7 protein-coding genes are annotated in these 13,010 nt (G+C 55.6%); 1 reads left to right on the plus strand and 6 read right to left on the minus strand.

Annotated features, from left to right (window positions below):
- From VGE80_RS07025 to VGE80_RS07040, 4 genes are all read right to left on the minus strand, one after another.
- The coding region (locus VGE80_RS07025; protein WP_440592149.1) for a DHA2 family efflux MFS transporter permease subunit at window positions 1–1,278 on the minus strand (1,278 nt) is incomplete at its 3' end.
- A gap of 40 nt (window positions 1,279–1,318) precedes the next feature.
- Complete coding sequence (locus tag VGE80_RS07030) at window positions 1,319–2,896, minus strand: efflux RND transporter periplasmic adaptor subunit (RefSeq protein ID WP_440592150.1); 1,578 nt, start codon at window positions 2,894–2,896, stop codon at window positions 1,319–1,321.
- 578 nt (window positions 2,897–3,474) lie between these two features.
- Window positions 3,475–4,641 carry a cupin domain-containing protein gene (locus VGE80_RS07035; RefSeq protein WP_373652211.1) on the minus strand — a complete coding sequence of 389 codons (1,167 nt, stop codon included), beginning with the start codon at window positions 4,639–4,641 and terminating at the stop codon, window positions 3,475–3,477.
- A gap of 350 nt (window positions 4,642–4,991) precedes the next feature.
- Window positions 4,992–6,470, minus strand: a complete 1,479-nt coding sequence (locus VGE80_RS07040; RefSeq protein WP_373652212.1) for a sigma-54-dependent transcriptional regulator — start codon at window positions 6,468–6,470, stop codon at window positions 4,992–4,994.
- Between the two features lie 154 nt (window positions 6,471–6,624).
- On the opposite strand from VGE80_RS07040, the gene VGE80_RS07045 reads away from it, so the two are divergent.
- Entirely contained in the window at window positions 6,625–10,323 is a 3,699-nt protein-coding gene (locus VGE80_RS07045) for a PAS domain S-box protein (protein ID WP_440592151.1), read from the plus strand.
- Between the two features lie 132 nt (window positions 10,324–10,455).
- Here the strand turns inward: VGE80_RS07045 and VGE80_RS07050 are convergent, their stop codons facing one another.
- Window positions 10,456–11,532: a cytochrome-c peroxidase gene (locus VGE80_RS07050; RefSeq protein ID WP_373652214.1), complete on the minus strand. Its 1,077-nt coding sequence runs from the start codon at window positions 11,530–11,532 to the stop codon at window positions 10,456–10,458.
- A 400-nt stretch (window positions 11,533–11,932) separates the two neighbouring features.
- Window positions 11,933–12,628 carry a 7-cyano-7-deazaguanine synthase QueC gene (queC, locus tag VGE80_RS07055; RefSeq protein ID WP_373652215.1) on the minus strand — a complete coding sequence of 232 codons (696 nt, stop codon included), beginning with the start codon at window positions 12,626–12,628 and terminating at the stop codon, window positions 11,933–11,935.
- Between the last annotated feature and the right edge of the window lie 382 nt (window positions 12,629–13,010).

Raw genomic sequence — 13,010 nt, forward strand, 5'->3', positions numbered from 1 at the left:
GCCTCCTTCGTTCCGGAGCAGTGCAAACAAGCCGACCGCGGCTCCGCGAAGATGTCGCGGTACATACATGTAGGCCGCCACATTGATCGGAGCGAAAATCATCGACAAACCCGTGATTGTCCAGATGCGGGGCCAGATCAACCGCCAGGGACTTGCGTCCAGATTCATCATGGCCATCTGATAGCAGCCAATCGACATCACGACCAATCCCCCTGCAATCAGCCAGCGGGCATCCACGCCACGTCCCAGCATCATTCCGACGATCATCATCATCATGATCGAAGCGACACCCGAAGGTGACATGATGAGACCCGAGACGAACGCGTCATAACCGAACAGAGACTGAAGCAACCCAGGCAGAGAAGTGCTCGCTCCGTAGAGCACGGCGTAAGCACAAAAGATGATCAGACAACAAGCCGCAAAGTTCCGTTCCGCGAGCGGGCGAAAGTTGATCACCGGCTGTTCAATTCTCATTTCATGATAAATCAGGTAAGCCAGCGAGAAAAAGAACAGCACAACCAGTGTCTGAACGCGTCCGAACGGGTCGCCCAGCCAGTCCCATTCCTGACCTTTGCTGAGCAGAATTTCCCAGCACGACATCAGAATCGTCAGCAGCCCCAGTCCCATGTAGTCGAACGAAAATGGCTTGCTTCTGAGCGATGCCCTTTCCTGCTTGATGTATTCAGGATCGTCCACCAGAAAGTAGCACATCACGAAAGCCAGTGCTCCGACGGGCAGGTTGATGTAGAAAATCCAGCGCCAGTCGTAATTGACCGTCAGATAGCCCCCCAGAGTCGGACCGATTACTGGAGCGAGCAAAGCAGCCACACCAAACATCGTCATCGCCGCCCCCTGTTTCTCTCGGGGGAATGCGTCGAGCAGGACCCCCTGACTGGAGGGCTGAAGGCCACCTCCCGCAAGACCTTGAAGAATGCGAAAACAGATGAGCTGTTCCAGGTTCGTCGCGATTCCACAGAGTCCGGATGCAATCGTGAAGACAGCAATCGACATCAGAAAGTAGTTGCGTCGGCCAAGGTGTTGCGACAACCATCCGGAGATCGGAAGCACAATCGCGTTGGCGGCAAGGTAACTGGTGATGACCCATTCGCTATCTGTCACTGCGGCCGATAGCCCTCCTGCGATGTAGCGTAAGGCCACGTTCGCAATCGTCGTATCAAGTACCTCCATGAAAGTGGGGATGACCACAGCAACAGCAACGACCCAGGGATTGATGGCCGGACGGCTGACAGCAGGCGAGGAGAGTGCGACCGTACTCACGATAAGACTCCTTATGATTTCAAATGCCGAGGTGAGGAAGTTATTTGGCAACCGAGAACGTCTGAGACTCAGCAGATGCCATGGATTCTGCTGGCGGCAGTTCTGTTCGAGGTTGCAAGAACTTCCCGGCATTGGGTCCTGTCGCAGGTTCCTTGAAATAGACGTAAGGGACGACGGACAACCCGGTGAACAGCGGCAGCTTTTCGGGGTTGTAATCCGTCAATTCGATGCGAACGGGTAATCGTTGGACGATCTTCACGAAGTTGCCCGTGGCATTTTGTGGAGGGAGCAGTGCCAGTGTCTGCCCGGTCCCCATCGTGAAGCCCGTGATCCGTCCTGTGAATTCATTCCGTTTGCCATACATGTCGACTTCACATTTGACCCGTTGACCGATTCGCAGATCAGCCAGTTGCGTTTCCTTGAAATTGGCGTCAATCCAGATCTCATCAAGAGAACGAACCGTCAGCAGACTCTGGCCAGCCTGAACGTTGTTTCCGGGATTCACATTTCGACGAGCGACCACGCCATCGATCTCACTGACCACGTTGCAGTAACGCAGGTCCAGTTCCGCCTTATCCAGATCGCGGCGAGCCTGTTCCAGTTTTGCTTCCGCCTGTTTTATCGCAGGTGCTTCAGTAATCAGCTTGCTGAAGATGTGGTCGAGATTCCCCTCCGGATCTTGTCTCAGGAATTCATCGATCATTTGTTTGGGCGAAAGTGTCCACGATGAAGGGGTATAACCAAACTGAGCGGCCTCCTGCACCAGGGAACCGAGGGCCTGGCGTACCAGCGAGAAGTTCTGATCGAGTCCTCCGGGCACGTCGAGTGGGTTTTCATGATTGATCGGAAGCCCCAAGCCGACACGAGTCTGCTGGACAAGGTCCCGTGCGTTCGCAACCCGGTTCCGGGCGATGTCGACATGGGCCTTGTATGTGTCGAGATTCTGGGCTGCGATCGTCCCTTTCTCAGCCAGAGGTTTGTTCCGAGCGTAGTCCTTTTCCGCCAGCTCGAGATCGGCCTGCTCTGCCTTCAACTGGTCTACGTTTGCTCGAAGCTGTGCGATCTGGTTCTGAACATTCTCCATCGTGTGATCGAGGCTGAAGCGGTAAGAGCGGATCTGCCCGACGCGCCCTTTCACTTGTGCCATCGCGACCGCCAGGTCGGATTCCGCGACCTCAACGGCCGCTTTCCGGATGTTGACCTGAATCTGGTAGGGTTCGGGATCAAGCTGAACCAGCAGGTCACCTTTCTTGACACGGTAGTTGTCATCGACCAGAACGCGATTGACCTGCCCGGCAACCCGCGGCGTCACGAAAGTGACATGCCCGTTTACGTAAGCGTCGTCCGTCGAAACGGTATTCAGCGCGAGCTCAATGCGAGGCTTTGCCAGGTAACCGAGAACAGCAATTCCCATCAGGATCGCAAGGCGCGAGAACCAGGTCCGCAAACGACTGCTCTTATTCGTTTCAGTCGTCACCGGCGCTGTCGCATTAACAACACTCTGCTCTGATGTGACAGGCTGCTCAGTCTGCGAAACCGGCTGCGGAGGAGGATTGACCATTGCCGCAGGTGATTCAGGTGGTGTGGGAGCAGTGGGAACAGGCGTAGATGTAGACATGACTTACTTCACCTCCGAGTCAGCAGGAAAGGGGACGATTGCGACCGCTGAAGGGGGGCAACGCAAGGCCGATGCCAAGCGCAACAATTACTGATATCACGCTGTTGTCCGCGATAAATGACGAGAACGATCACGATATTGCAATCTTCTGAACTGGTTCGGGTAAGCCATTTGCCCGACGGACTAAAAACTGGCATATAGCGCTTTATGACTTGGCGATCAGCGTGAGGGACATGGTTAATTCAAGAACATGAGAACCAGGGATTTCTAAAAGGACTGGATTAATCCCAGGCCCGAGTCTGCCTTATTTGATGAGAGCGGGGGGGGGAATGCTGCGAACCCGCATAATTATGGACGGGTTGTTATGGATCAGACTTCAGTAAAGGACAGGGAATGCAGCCACGCTCACGTCGTACAGCGGCACGGAAGACGGTCGATGTCCGCCACGCGGTCCATCAACGAAAAAAGGCTCCGTCAGTACAGATCTGATTAATCAGACCTGCGTTACGACGGAGCCAATTCGATTCAAACATATCCGGCAGGCCACAGCCTGAGCGCTGTGACGGGACGTCACCATTTTATCTGGTGATAAAGACGTCACTGCGAGGAAACCGGTCGAAGAGAGAAGCGGGCTGGCTGAAATTCGTCGACAGTACGTCAACCGAGTTCGCACCGAACCAGCTCGTCAGGTCGATATCTTCGTAGATTCCGGAATTGAATCCGATCAGAACTCGACATGGCTTATTGCCCAAATTCTCGATCGAGTGGCCATATCCCTGGGGAATGTAGCCCACGTCACCTTTTTCCAGCTCTTCGGTCCGGAACCGGCCGTGCGACCCGAACATCGTGATGCTGACGTTTCCTTCCAGAACGTACTGCCATTCATCGGCAGTCGGATGCCAGTGCAGTTCCCTCAAGCCCCCGGGTTCCAGTTCCAGCACCGCCCCAGTCATCGTCGTTGAGATGGGGAACTTGGTCGAGTCGACTAACCACAGTCGACCGCCATTATTATCGATCTTGGGATCGTTCTTCAGGAGTTGCCACTTGTGCGTCAGAGGAGCAGGATTCTTCCCTCCGAGTGGCGTCTGAGCATGCGCGGGCGGAACGGCCCCTCTGGCGAAGTAGACCTCATCCTTAGGGAAGTTCGCGAACGTCGAGGCAGGGACCCCAAAATTCTTCCCCAGCAGTCGCGGGGGCGTGTGAGCTATCCAGTCCGAGATGCTGAATGTTCCAAACTCGGAAAAATAGCCGTTGTCAAAAATCAAGATGAAGTGACAAGGTTCGTTTCCAAGACACTCGAGGACGTGGCCATGACCCCGAGGAAAGAACCAGACATCACCTTCCTCGAAGTCATTCGTCTCAGAGGCCCCGCCTGGAGTCACCACGGTTGTTCTAACGCGTCCCTTATTCACATAGGCCCATTCGGCTGCAGTTGCATGCCAGTGCAACTCGCGCATTGCACCCGGTTCCAGTGTCATTGAGACACCCGCAATTCCCTTGGAAATGGGGAATTCTTCGACGGTTGCCTCTTTGCCACTGCTCTTTCCAATCACCTTGCCTTTTGTTTTTTCCAATGCGAACTTGAATGAGGGGAGCTCTTTTCCGGACACGGCGGGATCAGGAACGTTATTCATGAAGCTGGTATCCCCTGCCGCAGCCTCTTTGCGACCCATCAATGCACCGGTTGCTGCAGCCGCAAATAAGGCGGCACCACTCATGAACTCACGGCGATCGAATCCAGACATCGTAAACTCCTTCACAGCGTCAGACAGAAAACGGGAGCAGGGCCACCGAAGACAACGCGACTGGCGTTCCGACAAGCACTCCCGATCAGCCTGATCGACGGAGGGATCAGTTGCTGCGTCCCTTGAGAGGGGGGTGGCTTGCGTGGCCGATGGTGTCTAAAGCAAGGACCGCGCCAAATCGGTCAGCGACACGCTCTTTTTTGTTTTCCCCCTGATTTACTGAGGTATCCCAGGGAAGCCTCAGACGATGACTCAGTTGGACTGTCGCTGTCCGGCGGTCGCGGACCAGCTTTTGGTCGACCGGCCAAAACTTCATCCACATACGGGATGCGGTAAACCGAAGAAGCGGATCAATTGTCACCTACGGTCGACTGACCTGACGCTGCCGGATCGATCTCGACGGTGGAATTCACCTGAATCCCGAGCTCGCGAAGTCGCATGCGCAGTGTCTGTCGTGAGATCCCCAAAACTCTCGCTGCCGAATGCTGATTCCCCCCCGTGAACTCCAGAGTTCTCGTGAGAAGCAACAGATCGAGCTGCCGGTGGGTCTCGGCATAGAGATCGGTCGCGTCGGGTGTCAGTCTCTCGCGGATGAAGCCGTCAAAATCCGGACCCGCATTGAGTGATACGGTGCTCGGAGCGGGGAGATCCGTTTTGACTTCGCTCAGCCCCGGAAGAAACGAGGGCATCAGCACATGCCCCACAGAGTTAAGAAGCGCCTGCTTTAAGACGCTCTGAAACTCACGGATGTTACCTGGCCACGGATAAGTCTTCAGGATTTCCATCGCTTCCGGCGAGATGGCCGTCACCTCTCGTCCCAGTTCGCGGTTCATCCTCCGCAAGAAAAATTTGACGAGCAGCTCAATATCGTCAGCTCTCTCTCGCAATGGAGGAAGATGAATCGTGAACACGCTCAATCGGTAGTACAGGTCGGATCGATACCGACCGTCACCCGACCAGTTTTTCAAATCTCGGTGCGTCGCGGCAATGATGCGAACGTTTGTCTGGATCGTCTCGTTCCCACCGACACGCTCAAACTGCTGCTCTTGCAGCACCCGCAACAGCTTGGCCTGCAATGGCAGGGGCATATCCCCGATTTCGTCGAGGAAAAGCGTTCCGCCGTTCACCTGTTCGAACTTGCCAATGCGTCGGCGATCGGCACCTGTGAAGGCCCCTTTTTCGTGCCCGAACAGCTCGCTCTCGAGCAGTTGCTCGGGAATTGCGGCGCAGTTCAGAACTAGAAACGGAGCGTCCGCGCGCAATCCATGCTGATAGATGGCCCGCGCCACTAATTCTTTGCCGGTGCCGCTCTCACCCGTGATCAGGACGGGAACGTCCTGGGCGGTCACCCGGCCGATGGCTTTGTAGACATTTCGCATCTCGGGGCAGTTCCCGACAATCGATCCTTCAATGTCGGAGTCAGCAGCGACATCGGCGGCGACAACGGCTGGCTCGCGCATGCGGCGCGAAACTTCCATGGCTTCACCGACAATGTCTTTGAGTTGCACGACATCGAGTGGCTTGAAGAGATAGTCGTACGCGCCAAGTTTCATCGCTTCGATTGCGTCATCTGCCCCTTTAGTCATTGTGGCGAAAATCACCGGAATCCGCCGATCGATTTCGCGAATTTGGAGGTAGACCTCCAGCCCCGACTGATCGGGCAGCCGCAGATCGAGCAGGACCACATCAGGATTCACCCTCTTGAGAAGGTCGAGCCCTTCCGCCCCGGTGTGCGCAATATGCAGATCAAATTTTTCGGGAGGGAACGCGTGCCGGACCTGCATCGGTATCAGGGTCGTATCATCGTCGATTAATAATAATCGGGCCATGTTTCCAATCTATCGCTCGAGAATTTCCGCGCTCCCGGATTATCAACTCGGTCGAGACAACTTTCCAGTTGGAACGAACGTGGCGTGTTCCGCTGATTTGCGTAATATGACATCCCTTCGCCGAATCGCGAACCTCTACAGGATCATGAACTGAATGGGCAGCCAATTTCTTCGCGGGGCTAAGGGTCATTCTGATTCGTCGGGCGGAAGCGAACTCGACCAAGAGACCGAGCAGCTTCGCAGGCGCAAACTTTGGGCTTACGTCATCGCGCTGCCCGGAATTTTTCTTGCAGTGCTGATTCGCTGGCAGTGGATTTCGGTACTTGGTGAGCGGGGACTGTACAGCACTCTGTTTCCCGCCTTGATGATCGCGGCCTACCTGGGGGGATTCTGGCCAGGGATCGTCGCCACGATCGTCGGAGCGATAGCGACGAATTATTTTATCGTCAATCAGCTTGCGGAGGTCGAACTGAAATCGGTCGGTGACTCCGTCGCGATGCTGCTATTCCTGACCACAGGACTCGTTATCAGTCTGCTGAGCGAATCTTTACACCGGGCAAGACGGAGAATCATCCAGGATGAGCGTCGTCGTGCTGCGGTATCGCTTGAGCAGACTCACAAGCGATTCTCGCACCTGCTCGAAAACTCATCCGATATTATGACCCTGTTCTCGACTGACGGTACCATCCTTTATCAGACACCCTCAGTGACTCGGGTTCTCGGTCACCTGCCCGATGACCGAATCGGAAAAAACGTATTCCGCGATCCCATCGTTCATCCCGAGGATCTCGAGGCCAAGCGAGCCTTCTTTCAACAGATGATCGAGCGTCCCAGAACTCCCGTCATTGCCGAATTCCGGTTGCGTCATCGCGAGGGACAGTGGAGAAACATCGAAGCCATCGGCCAGAACCTCTCGGATGAACCGGGGATCGAAGGCCTGATCGTGAACTATCGCGATGTCACGGAACGGAAAATTGCCGATCAGGCGATCCGGGATCGCGAAGAGCGATGGCGCAGTCTCGTTCAACTTTTGCCGCAACTGATCTGGACCACAGACGGCTGCGGACAGAGCGAATACTTCAGTCCTCAGGTCGGAAGGTACACAGGGCTCTCTGACGAAAAATTGCTGGAAGGCGAATGGCTGAAGACAGTTCACCCCGACGATCTTCCCACTGTCGTCGATCGCTGGAACTCCGCAATTGGGAATCTGTCCCCATACGACCTTGAGCATCGCATTCGTAGAAGGGATGGGGGCTATGGCTGGTTTAAAGTGCGAGCAGTACCCGTCCGAAATAATGCGGGAGTGGTCGATCAGTGGATCGCGTCCTGCACCGACATCACGGAATTCAAGGAGCTTGAATCCGAACTGCGCCGGCTGAATCAGAGACTGGAATTGGCCGTTCGTGGCTCGAACACGGCAATCTGGGAAGTGGACGTCAGGAATGATCGACTCGACTTCGAGAACGGCAGTTACATTAACGTCTGGGAACAGTTGGGCTTCCATTCATCCGAGTCACGGGAAGGTCGGTCATCCCCGATGGAACTCGTCCACACCGATGACAGGCCGCGAGTGGAACAGGCTTTGCAATCGTTCGTCTGCAGGGACCATGAAGAATTTGAGTCTGAACATCGGTCCCGGCATCGAAGCGGAAACTACCGCTGGATGCTGATCCGCGGCATTATGATTCGAGATGAGGTCCGGCACGTGAAGCGTTTCACTGGCACGAGTATTGACGTCTCGAACCTGAAGGAAACAGAACAGGCGCTGCGCGAAGCGAAGGATGCCGCCGAATCAGCAAATCGTTCCAAAGACGAATTTCTGGCAAATGTCAGTCATGAGATTCGTACCCCGATGAATGCCATTCTGGGAATGACGGAACTCGTCCTGGAATCCTCCCTGACCGAGTCACAGCGCCGCCTTTTACAGACGGTCAAATCCGCCGGCGATAATCTGCTCGGCATCCTCAATGACCTGCTTGACTTTTCCAAGATCGAAGCTGGCAAGCTGCATCTCGACGCGACCTCATTCTCGTTACGGCAATCAATTGGCGATGTCGTCCGCTTGCTGGCGACCCGGGCACATTCTCAGGGGCTTGAATTCGTTTGTGATGTCGATGACGGAGTTCCGGACCACATCATTGGTGACGCAGGGCGGCTTCGTCAGGTCCTGCTGAATTTGATCGGGAATGCGATCAAGTTCACTCCCGCTGGTGAAGTCGTGGTGAATATTACCAGTAATGAGGCTCCCCCCGCGCAGGGGAAGGTCCGAATCGAATTCTTCATCCGAGATACCGGCATTGGAATCTCGGCGTCAAAGCTCGAGGCCATCTTCCGCCCTTTCGAACAGGAAGACACTTCCACCACCCGCAAGTATGGCGGAACAGGTCTGGGACTCGCGATCACCACTTTTCTCGTGCACGAAATGGGAGGATCGGTCTCAGTCGACTCCGAACCGAGCCGAGGAAGTACTTTCCGCTTTGATGCTTGTTTCGATCTGTCAGACGAAGTGGCAACTGCGGACGACGTCTCGCCCGCAGAGATCGAAGGCCGACGAGTCCTTGTCGTCGACGATAACGAAACAAACCGAATTATTCTGGAAAATTGGCTGAAACGCTGGCGGCTCGATCCCTGTTGTGTGGCTGACGGAACATCGGCTCTTCAAAACCTGACCAGTGCCGCTGAATCGGAACGGCCATTCGAACTCGTGGTGCTCGATCGTCGCATGCCAGTCGTAGACGGTGTCGAAGTCGTTCGCCAGATTCGGAACACTGCCGCGATCGCACATCTTCCCGTCATCCTGCTGACCTCAGGAGACCCCGAAGAAAGTGAGCATGAGTCGAACCCCGTCCATGTCCAGGCACGACTCACAAAACCCTGCCAGCAGCCTGACCTGCTTCATGCGATCCAAGGGGCGTTTTGTCAGAGCACTCCACCCCCATCGGAACCACCCTCACCGAATGCACCTACCTTGGAACCGGTAACGGCATTGAACATCCTCGTCGCCGAGGATAATCAATTCAACGCGATGCTTCTCGAACAACTCCTCCTGAGAAATGGACACTCGGTGACGATCGTCCCCGACGGACGACAGGCACTGGACACCGCGCTAAGAGAGAATTTCTCGATACTACTGCTGGACATTCATATGCCGGAGCTGGATGGCTTCCAGGTCGCCCGGGCCATTCGGGAACACGAGCAGCTGTCCCGAGACCGCCTGCCTATCCTCGCACTCACCGCCCGCTTGACACCACAAATCCAGGACCAGTGCCTGGCCGCAGGGATGGAAGGCATGATTTCGAAACCCATGAAGGCTGACGATCTCTGGGCAGCCCTCAAAGCCCACGCGCGAATCCCAGCAAATGCTTCGGCGTCAGAGGCCAACCAGGTGCTTCCGGCGGAAACGCCAGTCTGTTTTGATGATCAACCGCCGTCGAGTCACATCCCTCACAGACCGGGTACATTCGACGTGTCAACTCAGCCCCACGGTCGCCCGTTCAACGTAAATCTGATTGACTCGGCCATGATTCTGTCAGTCTGTGGTGGAAGCCAGGAGATGCTCTCGGCACTGGTGCAGTCATTCCTGGAGAACTGCCCGCAACAGATGGAGCAGATCAAACGAGAAATGGCGGCGGGAAACTTGCTCGCTTTGCGCGAGGCCGCGCACCGACTCGCTGGCACGCTTCGTGCCTTCTCGCGTATCGCGGGCGACGAAGCAATTTCCCTTGAAGAAGCTGCGGAAGGGGGGGATCAGAAGGCTTCGCAAGTACGGGTCCACACGCTCGGGGAACTCTTGGAACAGCTTAAAGACCAGGTGACCCCTCTGACAATAGAGGCATTAAACGCGGGAAGTTGATTTACATCGTCGCCTTGTCGCTTTTCACCCTACTGCAAAAAGCAGGTTAAGTCGATACCCCTGCAAGTCTATGCCCCTCATCGACCGCGAGGAGCGCTAATCACTTCACGAGGCATCGCTAGCCGTTCGAATTCAGGGGAGTGTCAGGAACGCAGCCGGTGGCAATTGCGGGGCGGTGGTGAAATTGGAAGGAAGGGTACCGGTCAGGCTATCCAAGAAGCTCACAATATCTTGCACTTCTTCTGACTTCAGCGTGATTCCTAACTGCACCCTGGCCATAATCTGTACCGCCTCTGGCAGCGACCTGACGGATCCATCATGGAAATACGGAGGCGTCATCGCCACGTTCCGCAAAGGGGGGACCTTGAAAACGTAGAGATCCTCTTCCTTGTTCGTCAGAGTAAAACGCCCCTTGTCGATGGCAGGGCTTTTCGTCTCGCTCCAGTAATCACTCGTGATCCCGAATTTTTCATATGAAATTCCTCCCAGAAGTGCCCCTGAATGGCAGTCAGCGCAGCCAGACTTCTGGAACAATCGGAGACCTCGTAACTGGGGTGCATTCAGGGCGTTTTCGTCCCCTTTCAGGAAATCATCGAAACGAGCGGGGGTGACCAGCGTTCGTTCGTAGGCACCGATCGCGCGTCCCCAATTCGCTCTCGTAACGGGACTCTTGTCATCAGGGAACGCGTTGCGAAAGAGATCAATGTATCCCGGAATCGCGTCGAGTCGCGAAATGACAACCTCGTCGGAAGGGTTGTGAAAACCAGGCCCCAGCAGAGCGGCTCCGGCCTGCTCTTCAACGGACGGAAACCGCCCGTCCCAATGAATTCGAAATTGGAGGGCGCTGTTCAGCACCGTCGGTGCGTTTCGGACAAACGGTTTATTTTCGGCTCCTCGTGACACTGGCAGACCGTCCGTTCCGTACAACGCCGGCTGGTGACAAATCATGCAACTGCGAACGCCATCGGACGAAATCCGTGGGTCGAAGAACAACTTCTGTCCCAAGGCCACCTGCTCGGCCGCCACTCCTTCTAGGCGATTCGAATCGGATTTCGGCAACGGAGCGAAGACCTTCGAAGCTTCGTTCATGGTTTCCCTGGCCGAAACGGTTTCTTGAGCGGGCAGGATTCTCGCGATCCAGTCGGAGAGACCCCAGACAAGCACCGCGATTCCACACACGACTCGGATTGGACGCAGATGACGGAACATCAAACATCTCCTGAACGGGATTTATGAGAGAGCAGCTTCGCCGGGACCAACGGCGTCACCAGGACGACGTCGTTGCGAGCGATCTCGGTCCATGAAATTTCGGCCGGATCAACTTGAGAATCGCCGCAGCGGAAACGCAAACCGGATGCCGATGCCTGAACGCCGACGAACAATTCAGAAAGCCGCTCTTTACGAGAAACAACGTTTTCGTTTTCTGCTCAACGGGCTCATCCGCCAGGAAGTTTCAAGAGCGACCGACTAGAAATTGAGCCGGCGGGCAAGAAAATAGGCGTCCACCCGGGTCGTCGGTGATTTTGGAATGGCGCGTCAGGTAGCAGCAGCCAATAGTCGAAGGTCATTAGGCTAACGGATTGCACCACAGCCCCTTGGAACGGCATCCTCACTGATATCTCGCGGGATCTTTCAGACCGGCGTCCGCGAAACCTTTCAAACGCAGTTGGCACGAGTCGCAGTGCCCGCACGAGCGGCCCTGCGGATCCGGGTCATAACAACTGTGGGTGAGACTGTAGTCTACCCCCAGTTCAAGCCCCTTCCGAATGATATCGGCCTTGGTCAGAGTGAGAAGCGGCGCATGGACCGTCCATTTTCCGGTCCCTTCCACTCCCGATTTCGTCGCCAGGTTGGCAAGTGTTTCAAACGCAGCGATGAACTCAGGACGGCAATCGGGATAACCACTATAGTCGACCGCGTTGACTCCCACGAACAGATCGGAGGCCCCCAGAACCTCTGCCCAGCCGAGCGCCACAGAGAGGAAGATCGTGTTTCTGGCGGGAACGTAGGTAATCGGAATTCCATCCGACATCTCGTTGTCCGAGCGGTCTTTGGGGACCGCAATCTCGTCGGTAAGAGCGGATCCCCCGAACGCGCGCAGGTCCAGCGGAACTGTGATATGCCGTTTGACTCCGGCAGCAGAGCAGACCCGGTTGGCGGCTTCGAGCTCGAACCGGTGTCGCTGACCGTAATCGAAGCTCATCGCGTAAAGTTCAAATCCAGAGCTGGCAGCAATTGCCAGAATGGTCGCCGAATCCAGCCCACCACTCACCAGAACAACAGCTTTTCGCGGAACATCAACCATTTTATTTGTTACTCATTGTCAGCAGCGACCTCACTAAGCGGTGATTAAAGGAGTACAGAGTTGCTGCGCCAAGCGTACAAGAGCACCTCACCGAGCGAGCACCCGACGGGGAAGTGAATTCCTCGAGGACTTTCACCAGGAAGCAGTGAGTCCACTGCGAAGCCCGCCACCGCAACACGCCCAGACACCGCAGTCACCCCATCAGCACCATCCAACCCGCATTAACGAGCGCAAACGCCCGGGTTCAACCGAGTGGCGGTGTTGTTGACTCTCTCCTTTACGTCAGCAGTGAATTCGCCTGCCCAAGTGCTCCCAAGGGGGTGGGAACAGGATGCAGGATCAGGAACCCATCTTGACCTGAAGTTTGCGATTCGCATATACG

It is taken from the genome of Schlesneria sp. (genome assembly GCF_036405755.1).
GTDB lineage: Bacteria > Planctomycetota > Planctomycetia > Planctomycetales > Planctomycetaceae > Schlesneria > Schlesneria sphaerica.

What these genes read in the sequence shown, in the direction of transcription:
- VGE80_RS07040 (WP_373652212.1), bottom strand. Translation starts at nt 6,470, where the DNA reads ATGGCCCGATTATTATTAATCGACGATGATACGACCCTGATACCGATG.
- VGE80_RS07045 (WP_440592151.1), top strand. Translation starts at nt 6,625, where the DNA reads ATGGGCAGCCAATTTCTTCGCGGGGCTAAGGGTCATTCTGATTCGTCG.
- VGE80_RS07050 (WP_373652214.1), bottom strand. Translation starts at nt 11,532, where the DNA reads ATGTTCCGTCATCTGCGTCCAATCCGAGTCGTGTGTGGAATCGCGGTG.
- queC (WP_373652215.1), bottom strand. Translation starts at nt 12,628, where the DNA reads ATGGTTGATGTTCCGCGAAAAGCTGTTGTTCTGGTGAGTGGTGGGCTG.
- VGE80_RS07035 (WP_373652211.1), bottom strand. Translation starts at nt 4,641, where the DNA reads ATGTCTGGATTCGATCGCCGTGAGTTCATGAGTGGTGCCGCCTTATTT.
- VGE80_RS07030 (WP_440592150.1), bottom strand. Translation starts at nt 2,896, where the DNA reads ATGTCTACATCTACGCCTGTTCCCACTGCTCCCACACCACCTGAATCA.